At 64.0% G+C, this 12733-nt stretch carries 13 protein-coding genes; 3 read left to right on the forward strand and 10 right to left on the reverse strand.

Annotated features, from left to right (window positions below; translation table 11 throughout):
- Positions 1–89: 89 nt before the first annotated feature.
- The 5 genes from QN084_RS05665 to QN084_RS05685 form a co-directional block, all read right to left on the reverse strand.
- Positions 90–953 carry a 3-hydroxyacyl-CoA dehydrogenase family protein gene (locus QN084_RS05665; RefSeq protein ID WP_021473861.1) on the reverse strand — a complete coding sequence of 288 codons (864 nt, stop codon included), beginning with the start codon at positions 951–953 and terminating at the stop codon, positions 90–92.
- On the reverse strand, positions 950–1744 hold the full coding sequence (locus tag QN084_RS05670; protein WP_069695881.1) for an enoyl-CoA hydratase/isomerase family protein: 795 nt from the start codon (positions 1742–1744) through the stop codon (positions 950–952). Before QN084_RS05670 ends, QN084_RS05665 begins: the two co-directional genes overlap by 4 nt.
- Entirely contained in the window at positions 1744–2970 is a 1227-nt protein-coding gene (locus tag QN084_RS05675; protein ID WP_069695882.1) for a thiolase family protein, read from the reverse strand. The genes QN084_RS05670 and QN084_RS05675 overlap by 1 nt, the downstream gene beginning before the upstream one ends.
- Before the next feature lie 116 nt (positions 2971–3086).
- The gene (locus QN084_RS05680; RefSeq protein WP_069695883.1) at positions 3087–3743 is read right to left on the reverse strand and encodes a pentapeptide repeat-containing protein; all 657 of its coding nucleotides are present in this window, start codon (positions 3741–3743) and stop codon (positions 3087–3089) included.
- On the reverse strand, positions 3743–4201 hold the full coding sequence (locus QN084_RS05685; RefSeq protein ID WP_062097774.1) for an SRPBCC family protein: 459 nt from the start codon (positions 4199–4201) through the stop codon (positions 3743–3745). The genes QN084_RS05680 and QN084_RS05685 overlap by 1 nt, the downstream gene beginning before the upstream one ends.
- A gap of 159 nt (positions 4202–4360) precedes the next feature.
- Between QN084_RS05685 and QN084_RS05690 the strand changes: the two genes are divergently transcribed.
- Entirely contained in the window at positions 4361–5293 is a 933-nt protein-coding gene (locus tag QN084_RS05690) for an endonuclease domain-containing protein (protein WP_069695884.1), read from the forward strand.
- Positions 5294–5349: 56 nt separating this feature from the next.
- Here the strand turns inward: QN084_RS05690 and QN084_RS05695 are convergent, their stop codons facing one another.
- From QN084_RS05695 to QN084_RS05715, 5 genes are all read right to left on the reverse strand, one after another.
- On the reverse strand, positions 5350–6810 hold the full coding sequence (locus QN084_RS05695) for an amino acid permease (RefSeq protein WP_069695885.1): 1461 nt from the start codon (positions 6808–6810) through the stop codon (positions 5350–5352).
- A gap of 224 nt (positions 6811–7034) precedes the next feature.
- Positions 7035–8696: an ABC-F family ATP-binding cassette domain-containing protein gene (locus tag QN084_RS05700; RefSeq protein WP_069695886.1), complete on the reverse strand. Its 1662-nt coding sequence runs from the start codon at positions 8694–8696 to the stop codon at positions 7035–7037.
- 126 nt (positions 8697–8822) lie between these two features.
- On the reverse strand, positions 8823–9683 hold the full coding sequence (locus QN084_RS05705; RefSeq protein ID WP_021473853.1) for a metal ABC transporter permease: 861 nt from the start codon (positions 9681–9683) through the stop codon (positions 8823–8825).
- Between the two features lies 1 nt (position 9684).
- Positions 9685–10419, reverse strand: coding sequence for a metal ABC transporter ATP-binding protein (locus tag QN084_RS05710; protein ID WP_069695887.1), 735 nt, complete (start codon positions 10417–10419; stop codon positions 9685–9687).
- Positions 10416–11360: a metal ABC transporter substrate-binding protein gene (locus tag QN084_RS05715; RefSeq protein WP_069695888.1), complete on the reverse strand. Its 945-nt coding sequence runs from the start codon at positions 11358–11360 to the stop codon at positions 10416–10418. Before QN084_RS05715 ends, QN084_RS05710 begins: the two co-directional genes overlap by 4 nt.
- Before the next feature lie 52 nt (positions 11361–11412).
- On the opposite strand from QN084_RS05715, the gene QN084_RS05720 reads away from it, so the two are divergent.
- Both QN084_RS05720 and QN084_RS05725 read left to right on the forward strand, forming a co-directional pair.
- Positions 11413–12141, forward strand: a complete 729-nt coding sequence (locus tag QN084_RS05720; RefSeq protein ID WP_021473850.1) for a CPBP family intramembrane glutamic endopeptidase — start codon at positions 11413–11415, stop codon at positions 12139–12141.
- A 149-nt stretch (positions 12142–12290) separates the two neighbouring features.
- A complete protein-coding gene (locus QN084_RS05725) occupies positions 12291–12728 on the forward strand; it encodes a VOC family protein (RefSeq protein WP_062099312.1) in 438 nt (145 codons plus the stop codon).
- The last annotated feature ends 5 nt before the right edge of the window (positions 12729–12733 follow it).

Genomic DNA, 12733 nt, shown 5'->3' on the forward strand with positions numbered 1-12733 from the left:
TCAGCCTAACGGACCCAACCAGGTCGCAGTTGGGCGCGTTTAGAACGCTCTAAACGTGCACAACTGCGACTCAGTTGGGTGGGCCCGGGCTAGTCCGTCCAGTCGAAGAAGCCCTTGCCGCTCTTGCGCCCCAACTCCCCGCGCGCCACCTTGTCCCGAAGGATCTGCGGCGGTGCAAAACGGTCACCGAGGGTGGAGTGCAGGTACTCGGCGATCCCCAACCTGACGTCCAGGCCAACAATGTCCGTGGTCTTCAGCGGGCCGGTGGGGTGCTTGTAGCCAAGCACCATGGCGGCGTCGATGTCCTCCGCGGACGCCACGCCTTCTTCGACCATCCGCATCGCTTCGAGTGCGATTGCCACGCCCAGCCGCGAGGACGCGAACCCGGGGGCGTCATTGACGACGACGGCGGTCTTGCCAAGTGCCTCGGTCCAGCTTTTCGCCGCGGCAGCAAGCTCGGGCGAGGTTTCCTTGCCGAGGACCACTTCGATGAGGGTGGACGCCGGCACGGGGTTGAAGAAGTGCAGGCCCACGAAGTTGGCGGGACGGCGGAGTTCCTGGCCCAGTCCGGTCACGGAGAGGGAGGACGTGTTGGAGGCCAGGAAGGCATCCGCGGACAGGTGCTCCTCAACGGACCGCAGCGCCGTGACTTTGAGGTCGTAGTCCTCGGGAACGGCCTCCACCACCAAACCACAGTGAATGAAGGACTCGTAGTCCGTGGAAGTGCTGAACCGGGCGAGGACCTCTTCCGGCGAGTCCGTGAGGGTGCCCCGGGCAGCGGACTTCGCTACGGCCTCGGCCACGCGGTTGTGCGCACCGGCAGCGGCCTCGTGGTCACGTTCCACCACGACGACGGTGGCACCCTTGATGAGGAAGGCATGGGCAATACCTGCGCCCATGCGGCCACCGCCCAGGACTCCGACGACGTTCGGGATGGCGGGTGCTGTTGTCATTTCCGGTTCCTGTCCTGAGAGGTGGCGTCGTTGGCCTTGGCGGACTTCTTATCCAGGAAGGCCTGCATCCGATCGAACTTGGCCTGGGATTCGAACAGGATCCCTTGGGCCAGGGTGTCGATCAGGGGGTGTGCTTCGGCCGGTGCGTGGAAGACCGACTTGGTGATCCGCACAGCCAGGGGGTCTTGCCGGCCGATGCGGTCCGCCAGTTTGTGGGCTGCGTCCATGAGCTCCGGGGCCTCGTGGATCTCGGTGATGAGGTTGATCCGCAATGCCTCTTCGGCGCGGAGCACCGTACCGGCCAGGAGGATCTCCTTCGCCTTCGGTTCGCCCACCAATTCCTTCAACCGCCACGTGGCACCTGCCGCGGCGAGGATGCCAAGACCCGTTTCCGGGTTGCCGATGCGCACATTCGGAGTGCCGATGCGGAAGTCGGCGGCATAGGCCAGCTCGGCTCCCCCACCCAGGCAATAGCCGTCAAGCGCGGCGATGACGGGCATGGGCAGCTTGGCGATCCGGGCGAAAATGGTGGAGTTGATGCCTTGGAGGGCATCGTCCCGGCGCCGTTCGCGCAGCTGGCCAATGTCCGCGCCGGAGGCATAGACTCCGTCGGTTCCGGCGATGATCAGGATCTTGGGATTCTTTTCCAGCTCGGCGCAGACCGCGTGAAGCTCATCCACCATCTTCTGGTCGATCGCGTTGCGGACTTCCGGGCGGTTCAGGAGGACGGTGAGCCGGTCCTCGCGTTCTTCGAGCAGGAGGGTGCTGAAGTCTTCCTGGTTCAGGGCCATTACACGCCTTCCAACAACATTGCCGTACCTTGGCCGACGCCGATGCACATCGTGGCCAGGCCAAGCTTCGGCCCGGTCTGGGAGGCAAGCTCGCGCTCCATGCGGCCCAGCAAAGTAATCGCAATACGCGAGCCGCTGGAACCGAGCGGGTGGCCCAAACTGATGGCACCGCCGTCGTTATTGACGATGTCCGGATCCAGGCCGAGGCGGCGCATGCTCGCCAGCGACTGCGTGGCGAAGGCCTCGTTGAGCTCCACTGCGCCGAGCTGCTCCACGGAAAGGCCGGTGCGGGCGAGGACTTTCTGAGTGGCGGGTACGGGACCGATGCCCATGATCTCCGGTTCGCAGCCGGCGGAGGCACCGTCAATAATGCGGGCACGCGGCGTCAGGCCGAACTTCTTGATGGCGGCCTCGGAGGCAACGATGATGGCCGAGGCGCCGTCGTTGAGGGTGGAGGAGTTGCCTGCGGTCACGATCGAACCGCCCGGGACCACGGGACGCAGCCCGGCCAGGACGTCCATGGTGGTGCCTTCGCGGGGGCCTTCGTCAGTGTCGACGACGGTCTCGGACTTGCGCGTCTTGACCGTCACCGGGACGATCTCCTCCTTGAAACGGCCGCCGGCAATAGCTGCCAGCGCACGCTCGTGGGAGCGGACGGCGAAAGCGTCGGCGTCCTCACGCGAGATGTTGTCCACGCGCCCGACCTCTTCCGCGGTCTCCGGCATTGAGTACGTCATCTTGCCGTCGCGGGAAAGATCACCCTTGGTGAAGCGCGGGTTCGCAAAGCGCCAGCCGATGGAGGTATCGAAAATCTGGCCCGGCTTGGCGAAGGCCGTCGCGGGCTTTTCCTGGACCCAGGGGGCACGGCTCATGGATTCAACGCCACCGGCAACCACGATGTCCGCAGCCCCCGACTTGATCATTTGGCTGGCCATGATGATCGCACTGAGGCCTGAAGCGCAGAGCCGGTTGACCGTAATGCCCGGGATGTGGAGGGGAAGTCCGGCAAGGATGGTGGCCATGCGGGCCACGTTGCGGTTTTCCTCGCCTGCGCCGTTGGCGTTGCCGAGGATTACCTCATCAATGGAGTCGGGGTCGACGCCGGCGCGTTCCACTGCTTCCCGGACCACCAGGGCGGCGAGGTCGTCGGGCCGGACAGAGGAAAGTGCCCCACCATAGCGTCCGACCGGCGTCCGTGCGCCACCAACAAGAAAAGCCTCGACCATGAGAACATCCTTCGCGAAGTGAAAGGGGCCGGCACGGAATAATATACCGACCGTTCGTTCTATAAAGATTACACGGCCGGCGCGGCCGGTCAACAGATGACGGTCCTCACACCTCCCTAAATCACACGGATTCCAAGGTGACTGGCGAGCAAAGGAGCCATCAAACTCAACTGGTAGTCATCAATGACCGCCCCGGTCAGGCCGGCCAACCCGTTGATCCCGCGGAACTCCGAAGTGCGAAGGTCAACATCCTTGAACCTGGCCCCGGTGACGTCCAATGTTCCGATGGTGCAGTTCTTCAAGGCCACCCGGGTTCCCGTGACCCCGCCCAGGTCCAGCTCATTGATGATGCAGTCGGAGATCTGGACGTCCACCAGCTTGGAGCCGCGCAGGTTCACGAAGTCCAGCTTGCCGCCGTCGATTCGGACGGAGCGCCAACTTCCCTCATAAAGTTCGGCCGAGCCCCACCTGGGATTGGTGATCTCCACGTCCTGCCATGATGTCCTCGCAGCCGGGAAAACCGGGGCGAACGGCTCGGCTAAGATGCAGTCGCGGAAGGTTGCTCCCCGTAGCTGGGCTTCATTGAAGGAGACGCCGTTGAATTCACATTCGATGAAGTCCGCCCCGCTCAGCTCTTCCCCGTCCGCGGAGGCCCGGGTGAAGCGGATACCGTCATACCGTTCCCCGCGCTGGAAGTCCGGGGCGTCGTCGTCGCGCAGTTCATCCAGCCGCACCGGCGGGACCTTGGGTGCGGCAACTTTGCCGGCCGGCATCAGAGCGACTCCGCCTTGGCAGCGATCTCGGCAAGGTCCTTGCCCAACGCCTTGCGCGTGAAGCTCATGCCGAGCTTGCCGAAGAGGGCCATGCCCACCTTGCTCAAGAAAGTCGGCTTCAGGACCTCTGCCCCGAAGGTCACCGTAAGGTCCGTTCCGGCGTCGCGCCCGGCAAGGTTGAAGCGCGTGGTGTAGGCGGCACCGCCCTGGTGTGCCTTGACCGTTGTGCTCCGCGGAGGATCGGCTTCCGCGACCCACATTTCCACGGTTTCCTGCTTGCCCAACATGGTGCGGGTCTCTTTCCAGCGGGTTCCTTCGCCGTACGGGCCCTCGCTGAGCATCTGGACGGAATCGATGCCGGACAGCGTGGCGGCAGAACCGGGAATGTCAGAGACGACCGCCCAAACCTTCTCCGGGCTCGCATTGATGTGCTGGGTCAGCGTGGTGGTGTGTTCCATACATCGAGCCTAGACCCGGGCACTGACACTCCCAACTGACTGGCAATAGGGGTTGTTCTGAGGCTCCAGAGCAACCCCTATTGCCAGTCAGTTGGGCTTCCGTGCGCGAAGGCTGTGGATAACGTCCCGCGCTGACGGAAGGTTTGCCAGCATGAGGAGATGCGACTCCCCCAACCACTGCCGGAAGCCCTGTCGTCAGTTCCGTTCACATGGCAGGAAGCGCTCGACGCCGGCGTCTCGCGTCAGCGCTGGAGGCACCGCGCGCTTGGGGCACCAAGCAGGGGCATCCGGGCCCCTCCGAACGGTGAAGTCGGGCTGCCGAAGATCGTTAGGCCTTTCACGGTGATCACTCCCTTTTCGGCGGCCTCGCACGCCACGGCATTTGTCTTGTGGGCGTTTCCGGGCTTCCTGCCCGGCAGCCATGAAACCACCATCCACATCTCACGCCCGGACACCATGGCCATCCCGCGGCGCAAGGGAGTCAAAGGGCATGTGGGCCAGTTCTTCGACGATGAAATCACCAACCTCAATGGACTGCTCATCACCACCCGTCCCCGCACATGGCTCGACTGCGCCCGACGGATGACCATCGATGAAATCACAGTCGTGGCCGATCATCTGCTCAGGAGGCCGAGGCCAGCCTTCGAGGACCGAAGCGAACCGTACTGCACACGTGAGGAGCTGGAAGAGATGCTTGACCGGCACAAGGGAACACCCGGAATCCGCAAGGCGCGCCTGGCTTTGGAACAGGCCAGGGTTGGCGCCGATTCAGCGCCCGAGACGCGACTCCGGCTGGCACTTGAGCTGGCCGGGCTGCCCGAACCGGAACTCAACCATCCCACGGAACTGGGTTTCGGCGTCGTACGTGAACCCGATCTTGGCTACCGCGAACAGCGCGTCGCCGTTGAGTACGAAGGCGAGGGGCATTCAGAGCCCGCGCAGATTGTCCGGGACATAGAGCGCGAGGAAGACTACAGCCGTGCGGGCTGGCACTTGGTGCGGATATCCAAACGGCACATGGGCAACGACGCAAGGTCTGCTGTGTCCAAGGTGCTGGCCGCGATGCAGGAGCGCGGGTGGACGCCCAAGTAGCTGGCAATAGGGGTTGTTCTGAGGCTCCGGAGCAACCCCTATTGCCAGTCAGTTGCTTAGGAGAACAGCTCGCTCTTGGGCTGGTTGTTCTTGACCTTCTGCCAACCGAGCCACAGCACCACTGCGAAGAACGGAATGGTGGCCAAGGTCCAGAGGCCCAGCAGGAAGACGTCGCCGGTGGTCTTGTCCGTGACGGTGTCGAAGCCGATCAGGACCGTAATGGCCAGCAGCGCCACGAGGCCGATCCAGCTGGTCCAGGGCGAGCCCGGCATGGGCAGGGAGGACACGTTACCGCGCTTCTTGCGCAGCGCGATCTGGCTCGCGAAGATCGAACCCCATGTGAAAATCACGCCAATGGAAGCGGTGTTCAGCGCGAGGTCGAACGCGTGCGAACCACCCAGCCAGATGTTCAGGAGGATGCCCACCAAGTACACGCCGCCGATTGCCAGGATGGCCGCAAACGGCACGTGACGGGAGGACATCCGGGTCAGCCACTGCGGAGCGTGCCCGTTGTTGGCCATGGTGCGGAAGATGCGGCCGATCGAGTACAGGCCGGAGTTGCAGGAAGAAAGCGCTGCGGTGATGACGATCATGTTCATCACATCGCCCATCCAGCCCAGGCCCATCTGACCGAACACGGTGACGAACGGCGACGTGCCGGCTACGTACTGGTCGGACGGGAGGAGCATGGCCAACAGGGTCACGGAACCGACGTAGAAGACCACAATGCGGAAGACGACGGCGCGGATCGCCTTGGGAACTTCACGTTCCGGATTCTCCATCTCACCTGCGGTGATGCCCACGAGCTCGATTGCGTTGTAGGCGAAGATCACGGCGTTCAGGACGAGGATCATCACCAGGCCGCCATTGGGGAACATCCCGCCGTCGGAGTGGAAGAGGTTGGCTACGGAAGCGTTGCCGTCGCCCACTTGTGCGTTGGTGACCACCATGAAGGTGCCCACAGCCAGGAAGATCACGATCGCGGCGACCTTGAGGCAGGAAGCCCAGAATTCGAATTCACCGAAGGCCTTGACGCTGAACAGATTCACGGCCACCAGCAGCACCAGCGCTGCGATGGCGGAGAGTTCAACCGGAACATTCGGGAAGAAGAACTGGAAGTAGAGGCCGATCGCGATCAGTTCCGCGATGCCGGTCATGGCCCAGTTGATGAAGTACATCCAACCGGACAGGTACGCGCCTTTCTTGCCGAACATTTCACCGGCGTAGCTCACGAACGAGCCCGAGGTCTGGCGGTACATGATGAGTTCGCCCAAGGCGCGCATCAGGAGGTAGGCGATGACGCCGGCAATGGCGTAGGAGAAGATCAGAGCCGGGCCGGTGGAAGCCAAACGGCCACCTGCGCCCATGAACAGGCCAACGCCGATCGCGCCGCCCATGGCAATCATGGTCACGTGACGGCGGCTGAGCGTCTTCTGGTAACCCTCTGCGCTGAGGGTGGAGCCTGCGGCCGTGGATGGGGCCGTGGGCTTGAGGTCTGTGGGGGTACTTTGCGGCACAGCTGTTTCCTTGTGGGTTGGGGTCTTGCTGTAGGGGGCTGCGCCCGGTGCCGGAGCACGGGCGGTTTAGGCACAGGAAATTCGGAGATTTCCCCTTTGGGAATCCCGTTCTGTGACGTGGACCGCAGAACGTCGAACGTTCGCGCAACCCGTCTATCTTACGGCATGTGACGCGGCACCCGTGACGAAGGCAACAAATGGGCTCCTGAGCAGGGCAGGAACCACTACAACAACCCGCCGTCCCGCATGCCGTACCGGACCCACGTTCCGGCCGCACCGGCGCCACCCGCACCTGCCGCGCACCGGTCGAACCACTCACCCAACGCACGGTCGTGGCTCACGATCACCACGGTCCCCGAAAAGGTTGCGAGCGCCGCCTCCAACTGCTCCACCAACACGGGAGCCAGATGGTTGGTGGGTTCGTCCACGATCATGGTGTCGTAGCCGCCCAGCAGGATCCGGGCGAGGGCAAGCCGGCGTTGCTGCCCGGCCGAGAGCCCTCCAACCGGCACATGGAACTCCGCGGGACGGAACAGCCCCAGCCGCAACAGGTCCTCGGCATGGTCATCGATGGTGCCGCCCAGCCCGGCGGCAAAGGCCGGGAGCAGGCGCAGCTCCGGGCGGGAAGGCACGTCGAGTTCCTGCTGCAGGTAGCCGACCCTGCCTGGTGCAGCCACGGAACCGGAAGCTGGTTCCAGGACACCGGCCAGAACGGATAGCAGGGTGGATTTGCCGGCACCGTTGGGGCCGGTGATGAGGACCTTCTGCCCGGCTTCCACCCGCAGGTCGGTGGGCTGGAGGCGGCCCGGAACGCTGACGCCGCGGGCTTCCAGTGCCGGCTCGGAGACGTCCACGGCCACCGAGCCCAAGGGAGCGGCAAGCTTCAGAGGTACGGGCGGCCGGTCTACCGGGTTTTCCTCGAGCCTCCGGAGCCGCTCCTGGGCGTTGCGGACTTTGCTCGCAGCCGCCCGTTGCCAGGTGCCGCTCTTGAAGCTGAAGGCCATCTTGTCCTTGTCCCGCCTGCGCCCGTAGCCCATGCGGTCCGCCACGGTGGCCGCTTGGAGCCGTTCGGCGGCGATGGCGTCCACCCAGCCTTCGTACTGTTGGACCCAGCGGGCGCGTTCGGCAGCTTTCTCGCGAAGGTAGCCGTCGTAGCCGTTTCCGTAACGGTTCACGGAGCGACGATCAGCATCCACCTCAATGATGGTGCTGGCAACTTTCTTCAGCAGGACACGGTCGTGGGAGACAACCACCACGGTCCCCCGGTGCGCAACCAGCCGGGACTCCAACCAGGCGGTGCCGGTGGCGTCGAGGTGGTTGGTGGGCTCGTCCAGGAGCAGGGCTTCTGCGGGGTCGGCGAGCAGGCAGGCGAGCGCCACCCGCTCTTGCTCGCCGCCGGACAGGGAGCCAAGCGTTCGACGGCGGTCCACGCCTCCCAGCCCCAGCTTGTCCAGCGCTGCTTCCACCCGGGATTCGGCGGCGTACCCTTCGCGGAGCTGGTATTCGGTTTGCAGGCTGCCGTAGAGCTCAAGCGTCTCCGTGTCGGCCTCGGACAGTCCGCGTTCCAGTTCGGCAATGTGCGCTTCGAGGGAACGGAGCGCACCAAGGGAGGCGTCGATGGCGTCCCCCACGGTCAGCGACTCCGCCATCCCGTGTGTCTGCGCGAGGTAACCCACGCGGTAGGCGGGGTTGCCGGAGAAGCCCGCTTCGCCGTCGTCGGGCGTTTCGACCCCGGCCAGAAGGCGGAGCAGCGTGGATTTACCGGCACCGTTCTCGCCCACGACGGCAACATGCTCGCCGTGGGGGATCACCAGGTGGACGGCATCAAAAAGTTGGCGGTCCCCGTAGCCGTGGGAGACGCCGGAAAGGTGCAGGTGGTCAGTCATGAGGTGTCCTCGCGAGTCCGTAGCAGGCAGGTGGCCATGGGTGTACGGGGGATGCAGCCGGATAGTGGCTGCTCTCAAGACTTCATCGGTCCAGACTGCCCGCTGGGAAGCGGGCGCGTCAAGGCCTTAGACCGCCAGTGCCCGCTTCCGCCGGGCTTTCGCGAGCCGGGTTCCGATGAGCCCCTGCCGCGGACTGAACAAGTACACGACGGCGAACACCGCACCTTGGGTGACCACCACCATGGCACCCGAGGCGGTGTCCAGGTAGTAGCTCAGGTAGATGCCCGCCACGGAGCACACCACGGAGATCACGGGGGCAATGACCAGCATCCGGTTGAAACGGTCCGTCAGCAGGTAGGCCGTGGAGCCGGGAATGATGAGCATCGCCACCACCAGGACGACGCCGACGGTCTGCAACGCAACCACAGAGGTCAGGGCGAGCAATCCCAGCAGGAGGGCGCCCAGCAGCCGTGGCGAGAGGCCGATTGCGTGGGCGTGCGTGGGGTCGAAGGCGTAGAGCGTCAGGTCCCGCCTCTTGAGGATCAAAATAGCGAAGGCGACGGCCCCGAGAATGACCACTTGGATCAGGTCCGGGACGCTTACGCCCAGCAGGTTGCCGAAGATGATGTGGTTCAGGTCGGTTTGGCTGGGCGTCACGGAAATCAGCACCAGGCCAAAGGCAAAGAGTGAGGTGAAGACGATCCCGATCGCCGCATCCTCCTTGACCCGGCTGGTGTTCCGCACAACGCCGATGAGGGTCACCGCCAAGAGCGCGAACACCAAAGCGCCCAGCGCGAACGGCGCACCCACGATGTAGGCCAGCACGACGCCGGGAAGCACCGCATGGGACACGGCGTCACCCATGAGGGACCAGCCGATGAGGACCAGCCAGCAGCTGAGCACGGCGCACACCACTGCGGCGATGGCCGTGGTGGCGAGGGCACGGACCATGAAGTCGTAGCTGAGGGGTTCGAGCAGGAATTCCATCTCAGCCCCTGTTCATGACGTCGAGGCCGAAAGCCATGGCCAGGTTTTCCGGTTGCAGCACCACGTCCGGACTTCCGTGCATCAGTACTTTGCGCATGAGGAGGACTGCTTCGTCGCAGAGTTGCGGGAGCGCATGGAGATCGTGGGTGGAGACCAGGATGGTGGCGCCATCGGCGGCCAATTCCTTGAGCAGCCGGGTGATGGTGGCCTCGGAGCGTTTGTCCACCCCGGCGAACGGTTCATCGAGCAGCATCATGGTGGCGTCCTGGGCAATGCCCCGGGCCACGAAGGCGCGTTTCTTCTGCCCGCCGGACAGTTGCCCGATTTGGCGGTCGGCAAAGTCAGCCAGTTCCACGCGTTCCAAGGCGTGCTCGACGGCGTCGCGGTCGGCTTTGCGGGGCCGGCGCGTGAAACCCAGATGCCCGTAGCGGCCCATCATCACTACGTCGCGGACGGACAACGGGAAGGCCCAGTCCACTTCTTCGCTTTGTGGAACGTAACCGATGCCCGCCTCTTTGCGGATCTTTGCCGGCGGGTGGCCGTTGACCAGGACCCGCTCGGTGTCCGGCTTGACCATGCCCATGATGGTCTTGAACAGCGTGGACTTTCCCGAGCCGTTCATGCCCACGAGGCCGCAAATGCGGGAGCGTTCCAGGGTCAGCGATGCCGAGTCCAGCGCGAGCACCTCGCCGTAGTGGACGGTGACGTTTTCAACAGCAATAGCCGGGCTGCTCATGCCGTTCCTCCCGTGAGGGCCTCGGTGATGATCTTGGCGTCGTGCCGGATCAGGTCCAGGTACGTGGGCACGGGGCCGTCCGCTTCAGACAGTGAATCTACGTACAGCACTCCGCCGAACTTCGCTCCGGTGGCTCCCACCACTTGCTGCATGGGTGCATCGGACACGGTTGATTCGCAGAAGACTGCGGGCACCTGGTTGTCCTTGACGAACCCGATTGCCCGGGCGATTTGCTGCGGCGTGGCTTGCTGTTCAGCGTTTACGGCCCAGATGTAGACCTCTTTGAGGCCGGCGTCCCGGGCCAGGTAGGAGAACGCCCCTTCGCAGGTGACCAGTGCCCGGTGGTTTTCCGGCAGGACGGACAGCTTGGACACCATCTCGTCTTTCACTTCCTGCAGCCGGGAGTTGTATGCCTTGGCGTTGGCTTCGAATTCGGAGGCGTGCTCCGGCGCCAGGCCGGCAAAGGCCTTGGCCATGTTGTTTGCGTAGATCTGGACGTTGTCCGGCGACATCCAGGCATGCGGGTTGGGCTTGCCGCGGTAGCTGTCTTCGCCAATGTCCATGACTTTCACGCCCTCGCTGACTACGGCGTGGGGAACGTCCAGGCCTTCGACGAACTGCGCGAACCAGGCTTCCAGGTTCAACCCGTTATCCAGAATGAGGTCCGCTTGCGCCGCCTTGCGGATGTCCCCGGGCGTGGGCTCGTAGCCGTGGATTTCCGCGCCTGCCTTGGTGATGGATTCCACCTGCAGTTTGTCTCCGGCGACGTTCTTTGCAATATCTGCAAGGACCGTGAAGGTGGTGAGCACAACGGGCTTGTCTGAGTTGCTCGCAGTGGAGTTGCCACCGCAGGCCGAGAGCCCCAGCACCACGGCAATGGAGGCCAGGAAAGCAACGAAACGGCGGACAACTTTGGCGAGCCGAAACGGAAAGTTAGGCATACCGAAAATTGTAGCGGCCCCCGGTTGCGGGCGGCAAAGCTAGGCTGTTCATATGGGCACAATTTCCACGCAGACAAGGCTCTACAGGTTCAATGCCTTGGACGCTGCCGCCGTTGCCGCATACGTGGGCTTTACCCTGTACTTCACGTTCTTCGGCGCGTCCGTCGAGCGGCTGATGCTTCAGCTGTTTCCCGAGCCGGCCACAGCGTCCTACGCGGTCAACGCGGTCTTCTATGCCGCCGTCGGGCTTTTCGCCGTAGCCTCTGCCTGGCGGGTGGCCGGTCGCGACCTCAAAATCCTGGGCACGCGGCCGTGGTTCACGCTGGGCATGGTGCCGTTGGCGGTGGTGGCGATGCTGATCCTCACCGCGCTCCTGGTGGCCGCGCTGGGGACCGCGCAGAGTTCCGAGAACCAACTGGGGATCCAAGGCCTGCTGCAGCAGGTGCCCGCTTGGCTGATGGTTCCGTTACTGGTGCTGGTGGGGCCGTTCGTCGAGGAATACCTCTTCAGGCATTTGTTGATCGGGAAATTGTCCAAGTACGTCAACATCTGGGTGTGCTGCGCCATCTCCACCGTGGTGTTCGCATCGATCCACACAATCGGACGCGAGGGCCTGGAGTTGTCTGCGCTGGCGCCGTACCTTGGCATGGCCGTGGTCCTGGTGGGCGTCTACGTCTGGACGGGCAAGAACCTCATGTTCGCCTACTTCGTCCATGCGACCAAGAACCTCCTCGCCGTGGTGCTGATCTACGCAATCCCCGCGGAACTCCTCACCAACTGACCGCACCCCCAAACCACCCAACCAGGTCGCATTTGTGCACGTTTTGAGCCCTGAAAACGCGCACAAATGCGACCCAGTTGGGGGAACCCGGACGGAAGGTGACCGCAAAGTCCTACCCGGCCACCCGCAGCGGGATTAGCTTGGAGCACATGACACTCAACATCCAGGTGGTAGTGGACTGCAAGAACCCGCACGAGCTCGCCGATTGGTGGGCCGAGACCCTCGAATGGACGGTCGAGCCGCAGGACGAGGACTTCATCCGGTCCATGATCCGGAAGGGCTATGCAACCGAGGACCAAACCATCACGCACAACGGCAAGCTGGTGTGGGCCGAAGGCTGCGCGATCGTTCCGGCCGAGGACAAGGATCCCAAGACCGGCCGGCGGATCCTCTTCCAGACGGACCCGAACCCGAAGAGCGTCAAGAACCGGGTGCACTGGGACGTGCGCCTGGACGGCCGGGACAAGGACGTGGTCCGCAAGGAACTGGAAGCGCGCGGTGCCACCCATCTGTGGACCGCCAGCCAGGGGCCGCACGAGTGGCACACCATGGCCGACCCCGAAGGCAACGAGTTCTGCATCAGCTGAGGAGC

The organism is Paenarthrobacter sp. R1 (assembly GCF_030264015.1).
In the GTDB taxonomy this organism is placed as follows: domain Bacteria; phylum Actinomycetota; class Actinomycetes; order Actinomycetales; family Micrococcaceae; genus Arthrobacter; species Arthrobacter ureafaciens.

What these genes read in the sequence shown, in the direction of transcription:
- QN084_RS05690 (WP_069695884.1), top strand. Translation starts at nt 4,361, where the DNA reads ATGCGACTCCCCCAACCACTGCCGGAAGCCCTGTCGTCAGTTCCGTTC.
- QN084_RS05670 (WP_069695881.1), bottom strand. Translation starts at nt 1,744, where the DNA reads ATGGCCCTGAACCAGGAAGACTTCAGCACCCTCCTGCTCGAAGAACGC.
- QN084_RS05715 (WP_069695888.1), bottom strand. Translation starts at nt 11,360, where the DNA reads ATGCCTAACTTTCCGTTTCGGCTCGCCAAAGTTGTCCGCCGTTTCGTT.
- QN084_RS05720 (WP_021473850.1), top strand. Translation starts at nt 11,413, where the DNA reads ATGGGCACAATTTCCACGCAGACAAGGCTCTACAGGTTCAATGCCTTG.
- QN084_RS05675 (WP_069695882.1), bottom strand. Translation starts at nt 2,970, where the DNA reads ATGGTCGAGGCTTTTCTTGTTGGTGGCGCACGGACGCCGGTCGGACGC.
- QN084_RS05700 (WP_069695886.1), bottom strand. Translation starts at nt 8,696, where the DNA reads ATGACTGACCACCTGCACCTTTCCGGCGTCTCCCACGGCTACGGGGAC.
- QN084_RS05710 (WP_069695887.1), bottom strand. Translation starts at nt 10,419, where the DNA reads ATGAGCAGCCCGGCTATTGCTGTTGAAAACGTCACCGTCCACTACGGC.
- QN084_RS05725 (WP_062099312.1), top strand. Translation starts at nt 12,291, where the DNA reads ATGACACTCAACATCCAGGTGGTAGTGGACTGCAAGAACCCGCACGAG.
- QN084_RS05680 (WP_069695883.1), bottom strand. Translation starts at nt 3,743, where the DNA reads ATGCCGGCCGGCAAAGTTGCCGCACCCAAGGTCCCGCCGGTGCGGCTG.
- QN084_RS05685 (WP_062097774.1), bottom strand. Translation starts at nt 4,201, where the DNA reads ATGGAACACACCACCACGCTGACCCAGCACATCAATGCGAGCCCGGAG.
- QN084_RS05665 (WP_021473861.1), bottom strand. Translation starts at nt 953, where the DNA reads ATGACAACAGCACCCGCCATCCCGAACGTCGTCGGAGTCCTGGGCGGT.
- QN084_RS05705 (WP_021473853.1), bottom strand. Translation starts at nt 9,683, where the DNA reads ATGGAATTCCTGCTCGAACCCCTCAGCTACGACTTCATGGTCCGTGCC.